The organism is Tardiphaga sp. P4_G1 (assembly GCF_056401215.1).
Genome location: NZ_JBFUJU010000002.1, coordinates 36,357 through 54,652 on the forward strand (window position 1 = coordinate 36,357; position 18,296 = coordinate 54,652).

The 18,296-nt window shown below is 61.6% G+C and carries 20 protein-coding genes; 5 read left to right on the top strand and 15 right to left on the bottom strand.

Annotation, left to right across the window (positions count from 1 at the left end; all coding sequences use genetic code 11):
• Nucleotides 1-12: 12 nt before the first annotated feature.
• Nucleotides 13-987, top strand: a complete 975-nt coding sequence (locus tag AC1DUY_RS04315; protein WP_175366262.1) for a sugar ABC transporter substrate-binding protein — start codon at nt 13-15, stop codon at nt 985-987.
• Between the two features lie 45 nt (nt 988-1,032).
• Here AC1DUY_RS04315 and AC1DUY_RS04320 read toward each other — a convergent pair whose 3' ends face one another.
• From AC1DUY_RS04320 to AC1DUY_RS04345, 6 genes are read right to left on the bottom strand one after another with little or no spacing between them, the layout of a single operon-like run.
• Nucleotides 1,033-2,001, bottom strand: a complete 969-nt coding sequence (locus AC1DUY_RS04320; protein ID WP_175366263.1) for a Bug family tripartite tricarboxylate transporter substrate binding protein — start codon at nt 1,999-2,001, stop codon at nt 1,033-1,035.
• Between the two features lie 34 nt (nt 2,002-2,035).
• Nucleotides 2,036-2,386: a cupin domain-containing protein gene (locus AC1DUY_RS04325; RefSeq protein ID WP_309948526.1), complete on the bottom strand. Its 351-nt coding sequence runs from the start codon at nt 2,384-2,386 to the stop codon at nt 2,036-2,038.
• A gap of 4 nt (nt 2,387-2,390) precedes the next feature.
• Nucleotides 2,391-3,410, bottom strand: coding sequence for a quinone oxidoreductase family protein (locus tag AC1DUY_RS04330; protein WP_478112486.1), 1,020 nt, complete (start codon nt 3,408-3,410; stop codon nt 2,391-2,393).
• A 20-nt stretch (nt 3,411-3,430) separates the two neighbouring features.
• Complete coding sequence (locus AC1DUY_RS04335) at nt 3,431-4,315, bottom strand: beta-keto acid cleavage family enzyme (protein ID WP_068735375.1); 885 nt, start codon at nt 4,313-4,315, stop codon at nt 3,431-3,433.
• 19 nt (nt 4,316-4,334) lie between these two features.
• On the bottom strand, nt 4,335-5,081 hold the full coding sequence (locus AC1DUY_RS04340) for an SDR family NAD(P)-dependent oxidoreductase (protein ID WP_441278223.1): 747 nt from the start codon (nt 5,079-5,081) through the stop codon (nt 4,335-4,337).
• A gap of 7 nt (nt 5,082-5,088) precedes the next feature.
• Complete coding sequence (locus AC1DUY_RS04345) at nt 5,089-5,979, bottom strand: dioxygenase family protein (RefSeq protein ID WP_478112488.1); 891 nt, start codon at nt 5,977-5,979, stop codon at nt 5,089-5,091.
• 106 nt (nt 5,980-6,085) lie between these two features.
• Between AC1DUY_RS04345 and AC1DUY_RS04350 the strand changes: the two genes are divergently transcribed.
• A complete protein-coding gene (locus AC1DUY_RS04350; protein WP_439079979.1) occupies nt 6,086-7,114 on the top strand; it encodes a LacI family DNA-binding transcriptional regulator in 1,029 nt (342 codons plus the stop codon).
• Nucleotides 7,115-7,404: 290 nt separating this feature from the next.
• Nucleotides 7,405-7,578, top strand: a complete 174-nt coding sequence (locus AC1DUY_RS04355; protein WP_158596890.1) for a hypothetical protein — start codon at nt 7,405-7,407, stop codon at nt 7,576-7,578.
• A gap of 393 nt (nt 7,579-7,971) precedes the next feature.
• On the opposite strand, the gene kce is transcribed toward AC1DUY_RS04355, so the two are convergent.
• The 5 genes from kce to AC1DUY_RS04380 form a co-directional block, all read right to left on the bottom strand.
• On the bottom strand, nt 7,972-8,895 hold the full coding sequence (gene kce, locus AC1DUY_RS04360; protein WP_320445283.1) for a 3,5-dioxohexanoate:acetyl-CoA acetone transferase: 924 nt from the start codon (nt 8,893-8,895) through the stop codon (nt 7,972-7,974).
• A gap of 36 nt (nt 8,896-8,931) precedes the next feature.
• Complete coding sequence (locus tag AC1DUY_RS04365) at nt 8,932-9,879, bottom strand: 3-hydroxyacyl-CoA dehydrogenase (protein ID WP_478112491.1); 948 nt, start codon at nt 9,877-9,879, stop codon at nt 8,932-8,934.
• Nucleotides 9,880-9,887: 8 nt separating this feature from the next.
• Nucleotides 9,888-12,407 carry a branched-chain amino acid ABC transporter ATP-binding protein/permease gene (locus AC1DUY_RS04370; protein ID WP_478112493.1) on the bottom strand — a complete coding sequence of 840 codons (2,520 nt, stop codon included), beginning with the start codon at nt 12,405-12,407 and terminating at the stop codon, nt 9,888-9,890.
• Nucleotides 12,408-12,417: 10 nt separating this feature from the next.
• Nucleotides 12,418-13,296, bottom strand: coding sequence for a branched-chain amino acid ABC transporter permease (locus AC1DUY_RS04375; RefSeq protein ID WP_478112495.1), 879 nt, complete (start codon nt 13,294-13,296; stop codon nt 12,418-12,420).
• 120 nt (nt 13,297-13,416) lie between these two features.
• Nucleotides 13,417-14,673 carry an ABC transporter substrate-binding protein gene (locus tag AC1DUY_RS04380; RefSeq protein WP_478112497.1) on the bottom strand — a complete coding sequence of 419 codons (1,257 nt, stop codon included), beginning with the start codon at nt 14,671-14,673 and terminating at the stop codon, nt 13,417-13,419.
• Nucleotides 14,674-14,854: 181 nt separating this feature from the next.
• Between AC1DUY_RS04380 and AC1DUY_RS04385 the strand changes: the two genes are divergently transcribed.
• Together AC1DUY_RS04385 and AC1DUY_RS04390 are read left to right on the top strand one after the other, a co-directional pair.
• Nucleotides 14,855-15,553: a GntR family transcriptional regulator gene (locus tag AC1DUY_RS04385; protein ID WP_478112499.1), complete on the top strand. Its 699-nt coding sequence runs from the start codon at nt 14,855-14,857 to the stop codon at nt 15,551-15,553.
• Between the two features lie 25 nt (nt 15,554-15,578).
• Complete coding sequence (locus AC1DUY_RS04390; protein ID WP_441230473.1) at nt 15,579-16,355, top strand: SDR family oxidoreductase; 777 nt, start codon at nt 15,579-15,581, stop codon at nt 16,353-16,355.
• A gap of 251 nt (nt 16,356-16,606) precedes the next feature.
• On the opposite strand, the gene AC1DUY_RS04395 is transcribed toward AC1DUY_RS04390, so the two are convergent.
• The 4 genes from AC1DUY_RS04395 to AC1DUY_RS04410 all read right to left on the bottom strand — a co-directional run bounded on the left by AC1DUY_RS04395 (nt 16,607) and on the right by AC1DUY_RS04410 (nt 18,014).
• Complete coding sequence (locus tag AC1DUY_RS04395) at nt 16,607-16,801, bottom strand: hypothetical protein (protein ID WP_478112501.1); 195 nt, start codon at nt 16,799-16,801, stop codon at nt 16,607-16,609.
• A 143-nt stretch (nt 16,802-16,944) separates the two neighbouring features.
• Nucleotides 16,945-17,448: a YciE/YciF ferroxidase family protein gene (locus tag AC1DUY_RS04400; protein ID WP_439078137.1), complete on the bottom strand. Its 504-nt coding sequence runs from the start codon at nt 17,446-17,448 to the stop codon at nt 16,945-16,947.
• A 125-nt stretch (nt 17,449-17,573) separates the two neighbouring features.
• Nucleotides 17,574-17,765: a hypothetical protein gene (locus AC1DUY_RS04405; RefSeq protein WP_068735371.1), complete on the bottom strand. Its 192-nt coding sequence runs from the start codon at nt 17,763-17,765 to the stop codon at nt 17,574-17,576.
• 120 nt (nt 17,766-17,885) lie between these two features.
• Nucleotides 17,886-18,014 (bottom strand): hypothetical protein, encoded by a 129-nt coding sequence (locus AC1DUY_RS04410; RefSeq protein ID WP_256461248.1) that lies wholly within the window; start codon nt 18,012-18,014, stop codon nt 17,886-17,888.
• Nucleotides 18,015-18,296: the final 282 nt, after the last annotated feature.

Sequence of the window (18,296 nt, forward strand, 5' to 3'; positions counted from 1 at the left end):
AGAGGGGCCATCATGCGAACCACCCGATCTATCCGATGCGTTCTTGCCGCCGTCATTTGCGGCACCCTGTTCAATTCGGCGGTGCGCGCCGATGGCGAAGTGATTGCAGCCTTCACGAAGAACCAGGTGGACCCTCATTTCGAGGGTGTGCGCGCCGGCGTCGCGCAGATGGCGGAGAAAATGCGCGCGACTGTCAAATATTACACGCCGACCAAGCCGAACAATATCACCGAAGGCATGTCGCAGCTCGAAGACGTCGGCGTGACCAAGCCCAATCTGATGCTGTTCATGCCAATCGACGCCAAGGCGCAATTGCCGACGATCAAGCGCCTGATCGAATCCGGCCTGCCGATCATCAACTACAATGACCGCGGCGGCGACGCCCCCTATCTCTCCTTTGTCGGCCAGGACGATTACAAGCTCGGCTATGACATTGCCAAGACGCTGTTCGACCACCTCGGCGGCAAGGGCAATGTGGTGATCCTCGAAGGCGTCAAGGGCTCGACCACGGGCGACGAGCGCAAGCGCGGCTTCGACGCTGCGGCCAAGGACTATCCGAATATCAAAGTACTGGCCTCGCAGCCCGCCAACTTCCAGCGCCTGCTCGGCATGCAGACGATGGAGAACCTGATCCAGCAGTTCAGCACCATCGACGGCGTGATCGCCGCTGCCGACGCGTCCGCGCTCGGCGCGATCGAGGCGCTCAATGCAGCCGGCCGCAAGAACGTCGCGGTAGTCTCAATCAATGGCGTGCCGGAGGCTGTCGAAGCCGTGAAGGCCGGCAGCCTGCTGGCAATCGCGGAGTTCGACGGCTTCAAGATCGGCTGCGTCGCCACCGCGGTCGGCCTGAATGCCATTCGCGGCCAGAGTGCGCCGAAGCAGATCACGATCCCCGGTGCGATCATCACCAAGGCCAATTATGCGCCCTGGCTCGTCCCCTACAAGGACCGGACTTGCCCGACGCCGGACGCGTATATCGCGAAGTAGCGCTAACGGGCCTGCAGACGCGTCGCGTGCTGCAGGCCCGCCTGCTCACTTGGTCGCCCCGTCCGTCGACATCGCGATGAGCTTGCCATAACGCTCCGCATCGCCGCGCAATTCGGCCTCGAACGCTTCTGGCGTCGAGCTGGCGATGTCGGCGCCCTGCGCGGCGAACTGCTTGATCAGGGCCGGATCGCTGAGCGCCTCGGCGAGATCGCGTGCGATCTGGCTGACGATGGGTTTCGGCACCGCCGCGGCGGCGAGCATGCCGAACCAGCTGTCGTAGGTGAATTCGGGGAGCCCTGCCTCGGCGAAGGTTGGCACATCAGGCAGTTGCGCCATGCGGCTCTTGCCGGTGACTGCCAGTGCGCGCAACTTTCCCGACTGGATCAGGTCGCCACCGACGCCGAAGAAAGTGAAGGCAACCGAGGTGTCGCCGCGCATAATGCTGATCTGGGATTCCGGCAGTCCGCGATGCGGAATCAGCACCATCTTGGTCTGCGTGAGATGCCTGAACAGTTCGGCGGCGATACCGGTGGAACTACCGACGCCGGCAGAGCTGTAGCTCAGCGAATCCGGCTTGGCCTTTGCCGCAGCGATCAGTTCGGCCAGCGTCTTGAACGGCGCATCCGGCGGCACGATCAGGATGGACGGCGTCGATCCGACGCGGCTGATCGCAGCGAAATCCTTGATCGGATCGAAGTTGAGGTTCTTGTTGACCACGCCGATCACGCTGTGGCCGTTCGAGGTCAGCATGATCTGCGAGCCATCGGTCGGGCCTTTGGCGACACTGCTGACACCGGCGATGCCGGGCCTGTTCTCGACGATGACCTGCTGCTTCCACTTCGCAGCAAGCTTCTCGGCCACCGAACGGGCAAGGATGTCGGTGAGGCTGCCACCCGAAAACGGCACGATAATACGCACGAGCTGGTTCGGATAAGTCTGTGCAATGGCTCCGCTGCCCATCAGCGCCGCAGTCGCGGCGAGGCCAGAGCCGATCATGAAGTGTCGGCGATCCATCATTTTCTCCCTTAAAGAACCAAGTGCCGGGCTTTCAGCCTCTGGCGGTGTTGGGCAGCGGCATTGCAAGCAACACCACCGCCGGTCGTTTCGTCTCGTTGCGCAGCGCGCGCGTCTCGTTGGGCGCGATGCGGCAGGAATCCCAGATGCCGAGAGTGGCGATGCCATCCGGCGTCTCGAAGGTTACTTCGCCTTCGAGGACGACATAGAACTTCTCCTCCGGCGAGACCGAGGGCGTAATGCCGCCGCCCGGCAGAATCTGGCTCATGCCGAGCCACATCACATCGCCCGGCCCGGCGTCGCGGCCCTGCAGGCGGAACATCCGCATGTCATTGTGGCCAGGGGCTTCGTAGCGCGGGGCATCGTTCAGGCGGACAACATGCATGGCTTCACCCGTTAGGCTGAAAAACAAGACGATCGCGCGAGGAGCCGAGCACGGCGACATAGGCCTCTGCAGCGCGCTCCAACGGGTAGATCGCGTCCGGCTTGATCGGAAACGGCTTCAATGCGCCGCTGGCGAAACCCGGCACCAATTCACGCAGTATCTCGCCGGCTTCCGGCGATGACAGCGACAGCGAGTCGACACCGAAGAAGGTGTGCTTGCCGCGATAGAAGGCGAAGATATCGAACGGCACGGTGGCCTTGGTGGAGGCAATGAAGATCTGGCGGCCGAGATGCGCGAGCGATTTCGTGCCGGCGTCGTAATAGGGCTCGCCGACGGTATTGTAGACGATGTCCGCGCCCTTGCCGCCGGTGAGTTCGCGCACGGTCGCGGCGACGTCATTGCGGCTGGAATCGACGACGGTCACCTCGCCATGGGCATGGCCGGCATATAGCTCGTCCTTGCGGACGACGCCGATCACGCGAGCGCCCTGCCATGACGCGATCTGCGTCGCCGCCTGACCGACCTTGCCGTTCAGACCGAGGATCAACACCGTCTCGCCGGGCTTCGGCATGCCGCTGCGGCGAAAGCCTTCTTGCGCGGTGACAAAGGGCACGCCGATGCCGGCCGCCTCCGCGAGGCTGATATTGATCGGCTTCTCGACCAGCGCAGACGCTTCCACCACCAGATGCGTGGCATGGGTGCCGTCGCGGCCGATCCCGAGTTGGCCGGACGAGCCGAATACTTCCTTGCCGATCAGGTCGGTCGGCCCATCGATCACGACTCCGGCGAAGTCACGGCCGGGCGTGCGGGGGAAGACCGCATGCGGCATCAGACCGAGCGTCGCCTTGGCGTCCGACGGATTGATCGCGGCGGCCCTTATCTCGACCAGCGCATCGCCTGACCTGGCGCAGGCGAGTGTGCGTTGCTCGATGCCGAGCGCCACATTCTCGATGCGATCAGCCTTGGCGGCGACCCGCAGGCATGTTGCGGTGACACTGGAGGAAATCTTGGCGGCTGCAATCATTTCAGTCCTCGAATGCTGTGTTATGCGGCGCCCGGCAAATCGAACAGCGCGCGTGCTTCAGCAGGCGTCGCGATCTGCGCGCCGAGTTCTTCGATGATGCGGCGTGCCTTGTCCACCATCACGGCGTTCGACGGCGCCAGTACGCCGCGGCCGAGCATTACCGCATCTTCCAGACCGGTGCGGGCATGACCGCCGGCGAGCACCGATTGCGCCACCATGGGAAATGTGGAACGGCCGATGCCAATGGCCGTGAAATGCGCATCCCGCGGCAGCAGACCGCGCGCATACAGCACCGTTTCCGGCGACGGTTGGAAGCCGTATTTCACCCCCATCACGAAGGAGGTGAGCGCCGGGCCGCTGAGCGTACCGTCGGCGAGGAGATCGTGCAGCAGCGCGATATCGCCGGAATCGAACAGTTCGATCTCGGGTTTCACGCCGGCCTCGCGGATGACCTTGGCCATGCGGCGCACATTGCCGGGCGTGTTGATCACCACCTGTCCGCCGGAATTCATGGTATTGAGATCGAGCGTGCAGATGTCGGGCTTCAGCGCCGTGATATGGGCGACGCGTTCTTCCGGGTTCATCAGCGTAGTACCGGCGGCGGCGACCTTGGGATCGTCCTGCGAAGGCACGAAGCGACCGCCGGGACCGGTGGTGATGTTCAGGATCAGGTTGCGATTGCGCGCGCGAATGCGTCCGACGACGTCCTGATAATATTCGAGCTTCATCGAGGGCGCGCCGGTGCCGGGCTCGCGCACATGTATATGCGCGACTGCCGCGCCGGCTTCTGCGGCACCGAGGCAGGCGTCGGCGATTTCTTCCGGCGTGATTGGCAGATGCGGGGTCTGGTCCGGCCGCGTCAGATTGCCGGTGACGGCGCAAGTGATGACGATCTTGTCGAGCATCGGGCGCATCAATCTCTCCTTATAACGCTCGGCCGCCGTCAACGACGATCAGCGAGCCGGTGGAATAGGTCAGGTGGGTGGCGCAGGCCGCGATTGCGCGGCCGACATCCTCGGCCGTCGCAACACGCTTGAGCGGAATGGTCCCCGCGACCTTTTCAAGCGCGGCCGCATCGCGGCCCGGCACAAAGTCAGTGGCCACCACGCCCGGCGATACCGCCATCACGCGCACTGCCGGCGCCAGCGCCCGCGCGAGCGACTTGGTCATGGTGTCGATGCCGGCCTTGATCGCCGCGTAAGCCAGATTGGAGCCGACGCCATTCAGCCCCGCGATCGACGACACGTTGACGATCAACCCGTCGCCGCTCGCCTTGAGGAGCGGCGCGAAGGCGCGGATGGCCGCGAACTGGCCGCGCCAGTTCACCTTGAACATGTCGTCGATGAAATCGTCGGTCAACGCGTCGAGATCGCCGATCGGGATCGGCTTGGTGTAGCCGGCGGTGTTGACGAGAATATCGCAGCGACCGAACGCTCGCTCCACCTCGCCGGCAAGCGCCGTCAGCGTTGCGCTATCTTCAATTACCGCGCGTCTGGCGAGATGGCCTTCGCCCGGAAGGCCGGCCAGCAACGCGTTGGCGGCTGCTTCGCCAGAGCGCCAGGTCACGACGACGCGGGCACCTTCGGCTGCCAAAGCTTGCGCGGCTGCGGCGCCGATGCCGCCCGAACCGCCGATCACCACGGCTACCTTGTTCGCGAGAATATCCGACATCGACAGCTCACTTGATGGGAGGATGCGGGAGCACGGCCTCGCCGGGCTCCATGACGAATGTGTAGTTGAGGCTGAACCATTCGACAGCGACATCCGGCGCTGGCGACGCGCCTTCGCCCTTGCGGAAATCGCCAATCAGCGCACGCGTCACCCCGAATACGACGTCGCTCTCCAGATGCTCGTCGTCATCGACAAAGATCTGCGTGATCAGCGTCTTGAAGCCTGGCTTGAAGGCAAGCACATGCAGATGCGCCGGCCGGAACGGATGCCGGCGCTGCGCAGCCAGCATCTCCCCGGTCGGACCATGGGTCGGCACCGGATAGCCAGCAGGCTTGACCGAGCGGAAGGCGAAGCGGCCATTCGCATCGGTCTCAAACACGCCGCGCAAATTCATGTCAGCCTGACCGGCGTCCTGGTTTTCGTACATTCCGGATGGCGAGGCCTGCCAGACATCAACGCTGACACCCGGGAGCGGCGCTCCCAGCGCGTCGGTGATGCGGCAATCGACGAACAGCGGTGCACCGGGCGTCGGCGAACGCAAGATCGAGGCACCATTCTCCACGCGCGGAGCGTTCGCCCGCCAGAACGGCCCGAGCAACGCTGCGGCGGTCTCGCTCGCGCCATCCTGGCCGTTGTTCAACAGGCAGACCAATGTCGAGAGCCCGACTGCATCGCTGAACAACACGCCCTCGTTATGGGTGTCGTTTGTCGCCTGGCCGATGCGGTTCAGGAAATCGATAGCAAACTCGAATTCCGCCTCGGTCAGCCGAACCTCGCGGGCAAATTCGTGCAGATGACGAACGAAAGCGGCCATGACCGTGCGCAACCGCTCGTTCGGCGCACCGCTCATCGCGGCAAGCACAACGTCGGTCACATCCTCCTGACGCGTGATGATCATCGACACTCCCTCACATTGCGATTTTTTGGCTGTCCACCTGCGCAATCGATTGCACATTTAGTGCAATCGATTGCGCAAGTCAACCGCACCAGCTAGTTTGGAGATCGTGGCAGGGATGACGACAATCAAAGACGTGGCGCGCGAGGTGGGAGTGCACCCCTCCACCGTGTCGCGCGCGCTCGACCCTGCCCGCCGCGGACGGATCGGCGAGCCGGTCGTGCGCCGGATTCTGGAAGCAGCGGAGCGGCTGGGTTACCGCCCGGACACGGTGGCCGCGAGTCTGCGCAGTGGCCGTTCGAACATGGTCGGCATCATCGTCCCGGACATCGCGAACCCCGTCTTCTCGCCAATCATCGGCGGCCTCGAAGACGTGCTATCGGCGCGCGGCTACGCGCTGATTGTCGCCGACCCGCAACCGCAACGGACGGGCACCGACGACATCGTTCAACGGCTCGTGGCGCGCCGCGTGGATGGCCTCGTGCTGGCGAATGTCGCGCTCAAGGATAATTCGATCGAGCGTTGTCTGAGTTGGAAAGTCCCTGTCGTGCTTGTCAATCGCGCGGAAGCTGAGGCGCGTGTGCCTTCGGTGGTCTCGGACGATGTGGCCGGCATGCGGCTCGCGGTTGCGCATCTTCTCGAACTTGGACATCGCCACATCCTCCACCTCGCCGGCCCGCAAATGCTATCGACCGGATCGCTTCGCCGCCGCGGTTTCTTGGAGGCAATGCACGAAGCCGGTTTCGCGCCGGCCGACAATGATATCGAAGAGGCTGAAGCATTCACGCGCGAGGCAGGACGCGCTGCCGCACTCAGACTGCTCGCACGACAGCCTGAGGCCACCGCCATCGTCGCAGCCAACGATCTCCTCGCGCTCGGCATCTATGAAGCGTTGCGCGAAACGGGCCGGCGATGTCCAGAAGATCTGTCAGTGATCGGTCACAACGACATGCCGCTGGTGGATCTGGTGGATCCGCCGCTGTCCACGATCCGCATCAGCCACCGCGAGATGGGTGAACAGACCGGCCAACTCCTGCTCGACCTGATCGAAGGCGTCCGCGGCGATGCGCCTTATGTCGTCACAGCGCCCCTGCTCGTCGTGCGCCGCTCGACACAGCCACCAAGGATCTCGCGATAAGCCAGCGTTGGATCTGATTAATTGAGCCAGCGGGATTCTGGTTTGCACCCCTTCGCTTTGAACAAGGGCGGACTCACATACCGGCAAACGCCCCCGACGTTCCTTATCAATTCGGCCAAATCCAGAAGCGACTACGCCCAAACGATAACAAGCGAGTGATCAGACCGGAGCGAGTTGCATGACAGATCTGACGTCATATGGGATGCATTGAACATTCATGTGCAGTAATTCGGCGCTATTCCACATTCCATATAATGAAGCTGGGCGGTTCCCACGCTAGGGAACCCAAGATGCATGATGTTTCTCGCCGCGCTCAACTTATTCTGTTGAAAAACGATCTGCACATCATGCGAGGCCGGGCCCAACGCCTGGATCTAAGCGATGTAGCCTTGTTGATCTCGCAAGCTGTTCAGCTGCTCTCCGATCAGCCGGAAGTTTCTAAATCTGACCAGCCGCGCGCCTAACCGCATTGTTTGTCATCGGTGCGCTCAGTTGCCAGGACAAACATACCGACAGCCGCTGCGGTCACCAAAAACGGCATAATGATAAGGGCCATTGACGCCTCCTTGTCGAAGTTGATCTTCGAACATGACGCAGCATCTCTTATGCGGCTCGCTACTTCCCTAAAGCGGATGGTGAACAGAACCATACGGAGAGATTTGGTTGAGAAATGCCAAATTCATGAATGATAAAGTATGCGATCCGCGCAACGTCCAGCGCGCCAAATGTCCGCCTTGCGCCAGGAGCGGTAACGCATCACGTCGACTTTGTGTCAGAAGCGGGCATTCGCCAGCAGGGTTACCCCAAAGCAGAGCAGGCGGACATCTCTTGCACTGTCCGCCTCCTCCAGGGATAGCTTAGACCTCCAGCTTGTCTCCACCCTTCAGATCAAGCATCTGGCGCGCTTCATCCGGGGTCGCGATCTCAAGACCCAAGCCTTCGACGATCTTGCGCGCGAGCGTGACCTGCTCGGCATTCGAGGAGGCCATGCGACCTGGCGCCGCCCACAGCGAATCTTCCAGACCGACGCGGATATTGCCACCCATGGCCGCGGCCATCGCCGCGATCGGCAGCTGATTGCGACCGGCGCCGAGCACCGACCAGACATACTTGTCGCCGAACAACCGATCCGCCGTGCGCTTCATGTGCAGCACATCTTCGGGATGTGCACCTGTACCGCCCTGCAAACCGAACACCGTCTGGATGAACAGCGGCGGCTTCACCAGCCCCTGTTCGAGGAAGTAGGCCAGATTATAGAGATGCGCAGTGTCGTAACATTCGAACTCGAAGCGCGTGCCCGTCTCCGCCAGCGTCTTCAGCACATACTCAATGTCCTGGAATGTATTGCGGAACACGATGTCCTTGTTCTGCAGGTGCTTCAATTCCCAATCATGTTCGAACTTCTTGAAGCGGTTCAGCATGCCGAAGAACCCGAAATTCATTGAGCCCATGTTGAGCGACGCCACTTCCGGCTTGTAGACCGCGGCAGGCCGTACGCGTTCATCCACCGTCATGGTGGGCGCGCCGCCGGTGGTCAGATTGATCACCGCATTGGTGCGCTGCTTGATGATCTTCAGGAACGGCGCAAAGGCTTCGGGACTTTGATCGGGTTGCCCGGTCTTCGGGTTGCGCGCATGCAGATGCACGATGGCGGCGCCGGCTTCCGCCGCATCCACGGCGGCGTCGGCGATTTCCTGCGGCGTTACCGGCAATGCCTTGGACATCGAGGGCGTATGAATAGCGCCCGTCACGGCGCAGGTGATGATGACTTTGCGGCTCATGTCAGTCTCCGTCTTACTGTTAAGAGATCGTACGGTTCAGGATTTGGGACGCTGCGTGGCCTTGTGAGCCGCCAGCGCTGCGAGGCGTTCGTTGCGTTGTTGCGTCAGTGCGGCAATTCGATCGGGCGACGGCTGATGCGGCCAGGCCGCTATCACCCGGTCGACATTCGGGCTTTGATAAACCTCGGGTCCTGCCGATGCAGCGGCCAGCTCCTTGTAGAAGCCGGTATAGCGCGCGCAGTAATCCGGAATGCCGCCGGGCGCATTGAGCTCGATGGTCTCCAGCGGGCCCAGAAACGACCAGCGCAGACCGAGACCGTCCTTCACAGTGTGATCGAGATCCTCCGCGGAGACATAGCCTTCGCCGACCAGACGGAACGCTTCCGCCAGCAAGGCGCCCTGCAGCCGATTGAGGATAAAACCGTTGATCTCGCGGTTGACGGTCACGGGGACCTGCCCAATCTCGCGATAGATCTCACGCGCGCGGTCGATAGTCTCCTGCGAGGTCCAGGATGCGCCGCATAGTTCGACTAGCGGCACCAGATGCGGCGGGTTGACGGGATGACCGACGAGACAGCGCGCGCGCCCCGGAAGCGCTTCCGTGAAGCGAGAGGCGACGATTGCCGAGGTGGATGACGCGAGCAGTGCATCCGGAGGCGCAAGACGATCCAGCTCGGAAAAGATGGCGATCTTCTGATCGACGTTCTCCGGGCCATTCTCCTGTACGAAGGAAACGTTCTTCACCGCATCGGCCAGACTTTCCGCTATCGAGATGCGCGCGGCGGCGCCGTCGGGGTCATTGGCAAGTCCGTGGCGGGCGAGCGCATGCAGTTCATCGCGAATAAGCCCGGGCGCAGCATCCAGCGTCGGGCGATGCGGATCTGTCAGCCGCGCGGTCCATCCAGCGCGCGCGAAAATCGCGGCCCAGGCGCGTCCGATCAAGCCAACGCCGACGATCGCTACATGTCGATTGTTCAGTGTCATTGATGTTCTCACAGCCACAGCACCTTGCGGCGCAGATCGAGATCGTCACGCAGGGCCTTCGACGGCCCCTGATGAATTACCTTGCCCCGTTCCAGCGCCACCGTCGAATCGGACAAAGCCAAAGCCAGATCGAGATTATGGTCGACGATGATGATGGCAATTTCCTTGCGAAGCCGGTCAAAGGTTTCAAACAACTGCTCCACGACCGCGGGCGCCAATCCTTCGAATGGCTCATCCAGCAACAAGACGCGGACGTCGCCCGACAACGCGCGCGCCACGGCCACCATCTGCTGCTCGCCGCCTGACAGATAATCGGCGGGACTGTCGAGACGCTCACGAATGCGGGGGAAATAGTCGTAGATGCGCTCGCGGGTCCAATGCACACCATTGCCAGTCTGCCGCTTGAGACCACCAAGTTCGAGATTTTGCTCGACGGTCATGCCTGCGAACAAGGCGCGTCCCTGTGGTACGTAGCCGATGCCGAGCCGCGCAGCTTCCGCAGACGACAGGCCGATCAACTCGCTGCCTGCCAGTTGAATAGAGCCATTCGATGCTGGCGCGATCCCGATCAACGACTTGAGCAAGGTCGACTTACCCGCGCCATTGCGCCCGAGCAGTGCGATGATCTCGTTCTCGTGCAGGGTAAAATTGACGTCGTTGAGAATATGGCTCTTGCCATAGAACGTATCGACATTCTTCACCGTCAGCAGCGGCTTCGCCCCCGCCGCGGTCTCGCGAGGGCGCGCAGCCACAGCCGTCGTGCCCGACCCGATATAGACTTCCTGCACCTTCGGGCTGGACCGCGCCTCTTCGACGGAGCCGTCCAGCAATACGCGTCCCTCATTCATGACGGTGACGTGGTCGGCCAGCTGGAACACCCGATCGATGTCATGCTCGACCAGCAGGACCGGTAAATCGGTCGAGATGCGCTTGATGATCGCACCGATACGTTCACGTTCGGCAGCAGCGAGGCCTGCAAGCGGTTCGTCCAGCAGCAGCACCCGCGGCGCCGTGGCAAGTGCCACGCCCATATCGAGTAGGCGCTGGCCGCCATAGGACAGCATCCCGGCTTCAGCCTTCTCGATCCCGGCGAGGCCGAGATAGCGGATCACCGCATCGGTCTCGGAGTTGATCGCATCGATCGACAGCGCATTGGTGACCGGATCGAAGCGGCGTGGATGTCGGGCCTGCACGGCGAGGCGGATATTCTCGCCAACGCTCAGGGTGGGAAACAGATTGGTGATCTGGAACGAGCGGCCGATACCGGCGTTCGCTATTTCTTCCGGCGCATGGCCGGCGATCGGCGCGCCCATCAGCGACACTGTTCCCTGATCGGGCTTGTACATGCCCGAAAGAAGATTGAACGCCGTGGTCTTGCCGGCGCCATTCGGGCCGATCAGCGCGTGCAGCGTGCGATCCGCGATGGCGATATCGACGCCCTGCACCGCCTTGATGCCACCGAAGCTCTTGACGATGTGGCTGGCCGCCAGCACTGCGCCGTCGACCGTCGACTTCGGCCGCAGGAATTCCGGCAGCGGCAGCACTTCGATGCGCCGCGCCGACATCGCTGCATCTTCTTCGACCTTCTTGCGGAACGGCGCAATCAGGCGTTCGCCTATGCCGATCAGGCCGGTGGGCGAGAAGATGATGAAGCCGACAAAGACGAGACCGAACCAGAACAGCCAATTCTCGGAATAGATGCCGAGAAATTCACGAAACAGGATGAAGAACAGCGCACCGAGCGCCGGCCCCAGGAAGCTGCGCATGCCGCCGATCACGACCATCGCCAGCAATTCGCCGGAGAAGGCCACCGAGATTGGGTCCGCCGAGGTCATCCGGTTCTTGTAGAGCAGCAGCACGCCGGCAAGCCCGGTAATGGTGGCGGACAATACGAATGCCGCCAGTTTGTAGCGGTTGGTGGGATAGCCAAGGAAGCGCGCGCGCTGTTCGTTCTCGCGGATCGCGACCAGCACGGTGCCGACGGTTGAATTGTGAAAGCGCCAGAGCAGGATCAGGACGGCGAACGAGATCAACGCCACGAACCAGTAATAGGTAGTCGCCGCATCGAGATCGAAGCCGAGCAGCGGCGGCCGCGTGATGCCCCCGAGGCCGTTCTCGCCGCCGGTCACGTCGGTCCAGCGGAACGAGACGCTGTAGAGCATCGCCGCCAGCGCCAGCGTGAGCAGCGAGAAATACACACCGCGACGGCGCAGGATCAGATAGCCGAAGAGCGTCGCCACGATGGCGACGATAACGAGCGCCAGCAGTGTCGGCCCAACAAAGGAATTCGGCATCCAGTTACGCTGGATCAGAGCTGCCGCATAGGCAGCGAGACCGAACCAGGCACCATGGCCGAACGAGACCAGGCCGGTATGTCCGACCAGAATATTCAGCGCCATGCAGGCCAGCGCGAAAACGACGATTTCCGTCGCCGACGTCATGGTCAATCCAAGCGCGAGCAGGATCGGCGGCAGGATGAGCAGGCCAACACCTGCGATCAACAACGGAACGGGAAGACGATTCAACATGGACATCGCCTCACTCGAACCGCGTGATGCGTTCGCCGAACAGGCCGCGCGGCCGGAACAGCAGCACCAGAAGCATCAACAGATAGATCGCTGCGGTGGAGGCTGCAGAATAGCCGATGCCGACCATAACGCCTTTGACGAGGCCGACCAGCAGTGCTGCGATCACCACGCCCCAGAACGATCCGAGGCCGCCGATCACGACCACCACGAAGGCTGGCGTGATGATCTCCTGCCCCATCGCCGGGTGGATTGAATAGATCGGCGCCAGCAACACGCCGGCCAGTCCCGCCAGACCGATACCCAGTGCCGCGACCACCGACATGTAGGGTTGCAGCGAGATGCCGAGCGCACCAACCATGTCCGGGTTCTGCACGCCGGCCCGCACGACGCGGCCAAACGAGGTCTTCTGCAACAACACCCAGAGCCCGACGACACAGGCGGCGGCGATGCAGAGCAGCACCACGCGATAGAACGAATAGATGAAGCTGCCGATCGCCACCTGGCCGCGTAGCGCCTGTGGGATCGAATAGGACAATGGCGGCGCGCCGAAGATCATGCGCAAGGCCTGCTCGGCGACCATCGCGAGCCCGAAAGTCAGCAACAGCGAGAGAATGGGATCTGACCGATAGAAGCGCCGGAACAACGTCCGCTCGATGACAACACCGAGCAGCGCAACGACAACGGGGGCCACGACGAATGCGCCACCGAAGCCGAGATAGGGGGAGATCACCAGCGTGAGATAGGCGCCGATCGCGTAGAACGCACCATGTGCAAGGTTCACAATGCCGCCGAGCGAGAAGATCAACGACAGACCGAGCGCGATCAGGAGATAGTAGACACCGTCGAGCAGCCCGTTGAGGATCTGCTGGGTGAGCAACATGGCGGACATGAGATGGGCTCCGCGGCCGTGCGCTGACGCGCATTTCACAGAATTGGAAGGACGAGGTCGAAGACCACGTCGCGAGTGGAAGGTCGGCGCTTCGCGCGAAAGCGAAGCGCCGACTTTCGGTCAGCTCGGGAATTTGCAAACGTTCTCTTCCGCCGTGGAGGCGATCACTTCGAGCGGCTCATCCGGTCCCGGGACCGCCGGGCTGGACGAGAAGATGTCCCACTGATTCTTGATCTTGTCCGCGGGCAGTGCCGTCACCGCATACATCTCATGCATCAGCTGATGATCCGCCGCGCGGAAGTAACCTTGGCGCGTCTTCAGGAGATCGAACTTCGCGCCCTTCTCGAAATGCTCGATGATCTTCGGCGATTCGGCCGACTTCAGCTCGTTGATGCTCTGCGCCACGATCTTGGTGGCGATGTAGTCGCCCCAGGCCTGATTCTCCGGCGGCTTGTTGTACTTCTTGGTGAAGGCCGCGACGAACGCCTTGCTGCCGGGCGTGTCCAGCAGATGGTGCCAGACCACGGGCCAGGTGCCGACGAAATTACCCTTGCCTGCCGCCCAGGCCAGCGCCGTGTCGAAGCCGAATCCACCAACGGGAAAGGTCAGGCCGAATTCGGCATATTGCTTCAAGAAATTGGTAATCTGGTTGCCGGCGAGATTGATCACCACGAGATCGGGCTTGGCTTCGCGGATCTTCAGCAGATAGGCCGAGAAGTCGGTGGCATCGGTCGGCACCAGATCGTCGCCGGCGAAGTTGCCACCATTGGCTTGCATGAAACGCTTCGAGACACTCAGCAGGTCATGGCCGAAGGCATAGTCCGCCGTGAGCGAGTACCACTTCTTGCCCTTCACCAGCCCGTCGCGCAGGAACGAGCGGCCGACCGTTTTCACATACATCGAGTTCTGCGACTCGACATGGAACATGTAGCGCTGGCAGTCCTTGCCGCGTAGCGCGTCCGAATTGCCACCGGTGTTGATGAACAGCGTCTTGTTGCGGGTCGCGACCTGCGCGATGGTCAGACACGACGCCGACGAAATCTCACCGATGATACACGCGACCTTGTCGCGCTCGATCATGCGCTCGGCCTTGGTCGAGGCGGTCTGCGGATTGATCGAGTCTTCTTTGAGCAATTCGACCTTGCGGCCCATCATGCCGCCTGCCGCATTGATTTCTTCAACCGCAAGATCGATGGCCATCACGCCATACTCGCCGAGCGGGCCGAGAAAGCCGGTGCGCGGTGTCAGATGACCGATGCGGATGACGTCGGATGTCTGCGCACTGAGGATCGAGGGCGCTGACAGGCCGGACGCAAGCGCGAGACCGCCCGCGGTCTTCAACAGACTGCGGCGCGTGAATTGATTGCTGTTTGTCATCAGATTCGTCTCCCTGATACGGCCGCGCAACGCGGCTGTTTCCCCTCCGGCAGGCGCTGCACTCTTCTGACGAGAGGGCTTTGCGCGCTTGCCGTGATCTGTGATCACAGTTAGAGTTGCAAAAGACGGGGACTTTGTCGAGTCCCTCCCTGTAATTTCGCGACGATGCCCGGAGACCGCGTTGAACCTGCCGACTGCGCTGACCCTTGTGGAGCCGCTCGACCGCCAGACGCTGGGCGAGCGCGCTTACGCGCAACTGGCGGATTTGCTCATCTCGGGCAGACTCGCGCCTGGCGAAAAGCTGTCATTGCGTACGGCCGCCGAAGTGCTCGGCGTGTCGATCATGCCGGTGCGCGAAGCGGTGTCCCGCCTCGTCGCCGACAAGGCGCTGGAAGTCGCGGCAAACCGTGCCGTGCGCGTGCCCGTGATGTCGGCCATGCAGTTTCGCGATCTGACGAAGGTACGTATCGCTATCGAGGGTCATGCCGCAGCAGAAGCAGCGCGACTACGTGGCGACAGCAATCTCGCTTCCATCGCGATCGCAGAAGCAGCCATGCGCGCAGAAAGCGAAATGAAGGCACCCGACCTGCCGCGCGCCGTCGAACTCAACAAGACATTTCACTTTGCCGTTTACGAGGCCGCGCAATCGCCGATCTTGGTCGAGATCATCCGTGCGCTCTGGCTCAAGGCTGGCCCCGTCATCAATCTCGATCTGCGCGGCAATCCCGATCGTCTGGCCAAGGGTGACGCCATTCGGTTTCATGCGGACGTTCGCAAGGCGATCGAGATCGGTGATGCCGAAGCTGCCAAAGTCGGGATCGCTGCCGATATCACCAGCGCTGCCAACTTCATCCTGTCGCGCGGCGGCCTCTCCGCCTAGTCCTCACAAAGTCCCCGGAGCCACCATGGATCTCAACATCAAGGGTTTGCGCGTCATTGTTACTGCCGGCGCCAACGGAATTGGCCTGGCCATCGCCCGCGCCTTTGCCGGCGAAGGCGCACGCATTCATGTCTGCGATGTGGACCAAGCTGCTCTTGCCGCACTCACAGCGAGTGATCCCACAATCACCCAGACCCATTGCGACGTCGCCGACCGCGCCTCAGTGCAGAAACTGTTCGACGAGGCCGCCGCAAAACTCGGCGGCCTCGACGTGCTCATCAATAATGCCGGCATTGCAGGCCCGACCGCCAAGGTGGACGAGATGCATCCGGACGACTGGGATCGCTGCCTGAACATCTGCCTGACCGGACAGTTCAACTGCACCCGCCTCGCCGTCCCGCTGCTGCGCCGAAGCAGCAACGGCTCCATCGTCAATCTGTCCTCGGCCGCAGGTCGCGTCGGTTTCGCCTTGCGCTCCCCTTACGCCGCGGCGAAATGGGGCGTCATCGGCTTCACCAAGTCGCTCTCGATCGAGCTCGGTCCCGACAATATCCGCGTGAATGCGATCCTGCCCGGCCTCGTCGCCGGCGATCGCCAGCGCCGCGTGCTGGAAGCCAAGGCGCAGCAGCGCGGCATTTCATTTGCCGAAATGGAGAAGACTGCGTTTTCCTATACATCGATCAAGGACTACGTCACGCCGCAGCAGATCGCCGACCAGATCCTCTTCCTTTGCAGCCCGCGCGGGCGCACGATCTCGGGCCAGGCTATTTCGATCTGCGGCGACACCCAAATGCTGGGCTAGCCGTCGATGCTCAAGACTCGAGCAAGCCAACTGACGACACTGAATGCCCGCATTCTTCCGATGAATTAGTACAGAGCGTCAGCTTGGCTGGACCCGCAGCTTTTGCAGACCGTTTAAGTCCTGGCGCATCTTCTGTATTGGTCTGACCGACTGCAGATCACGTCCGCATGGCGCATGTTAAGCCCTATGGATATCGCCGCGATCATCATCTCGACGATAGCGGCTACAATCATCGCAGCTTTTCAGACAAGCTAGCTGTTGCGCTGTCGGTCGTACTCGCGAAGGAATGTCAGACCGTGCACCGTCAAACGGTGGTGATCTTTCTCGCCGCTGCCCACCAGCTCGTCCAGGTGCATGGAAAGCTTTTGCCGAACCCCGGGCGACTCGGAATGACCTGAGAGCGCCCCGTAAATGTCGAGGGCGCGATCAACGGCCTGGATGTTCATGGCTGGCCTTTATGATGGCAGAGGCCATCCGTATCCGACGCGCGGTGCGGCGGTTGTCCAATGTAAAGCTCGCCAGCGCCAAATGTTCCAGACTTTCTCAAACACCGGCAGATCCCGGCCGCCGAAGCAACCGGGTATCTGTATCACATCTCCGCTTCAGCTTCGACGTTGACGACCGACTTTGCCAGACTGGTCAGCGCAGCGTCCGTAGCCTTTTCTTCCTTCAGCGTCGCGTCGAGCAACGAGGCCGCATCCGACATGCCCAGTTCTTGCGCCCATGTACGCAGCGTGCCGTAGCGAGACATCTCGTAATGCTCCACCGCCTGAGCGACAGCAAGGAGGCCGGCATCGAGCGCGGGCATGCCCTTGTACTCGGTCATGATCTCGGTACCCTCCTTCGTGATGCCCATGATGGCTGCACAGGTCTTGGCGACGGGCTTCTTGCCTGCAATCTTGAACACGCTCTCAAGGCGCTTGATCTGACCTGCGGTTTCCTTCTGATGTTTCAGGAAGGCCGCTTTCAGACCCTTGTCATGAGCGGCCTTCGCCATCTTCGGCAGAGTTGCGAAGATCTTCTTCTCAGCGAAATACACATCCTTGAGAGTGTCGTGGAAAAGGTCGGCGAGCAGCTTGGGCTTTTTGGCCATGGGGTTTCTCCAATAAAAAGCCCCCGCTGATGCAGGGGCCTCGCATTCTCTGGTTGAGGTTATTCACGCCCGACAAGTCGCCGTAAGGATTTTATGTTCCAGCAGGCGAGGAAAGAGCTTGAATGTCAGCCTTTGCCTGCCCAGGCCGGGCGCTCGCCTAGCCATGGCGGCAGCGCTTCCCACTCGGCAGATCTCATCCGACGTTCCTCGCCGCCAACATTGATGAAAACAAACGGTGCATCTTCCTGCCCTGTCTTGGAGCCGGCGAACATCGCTGGTGTGCCGTACGCATCTCGAATGGCCGTCTTGATCGACATGTCTTTCCTCGATCTGTGAACATTTCGATAACGTAACGTTCGCGTATCGTCGCCGCGTGAGCGGACTCTCTGTTCAACGCCGGACGGGAAACGTCCAGTGCTACCGCGCGAGGAGTGGTACTATTTCTTTCTGACCGCCCCCAGTGCCGGCATGATCTTGGGACCGCCGCCCTTGAGGCTCTCTGCAGCAGCGATCGTCTTGACCGGCACCTTCTTCGGTTTCTTGGTTTCGCGATTTCCCTTGGCCATCTCGTACTCCCGCTATGTGAGCCCGAGCGTTACCACGGCAGGCACTGAAAGACCGATTTATTATCACCGCTCTCTCGCCAACCTCCCACCGACTTGTTCCAACTCCCAGCCCTCGAAGATACTGATGGCTATTCGCGAAGAAAGAGCGCACCCTGCGCTTGCGCGCATTGATGACCCTGATGGTCCCTGCCGAGCGCGCGCTGCTTTTGTTACGAAATTGTCCGATATGCCGCGGCTGGCGCAGCATTGCCAATTTTGAGCGATTGCCCTTTCAACATTGAA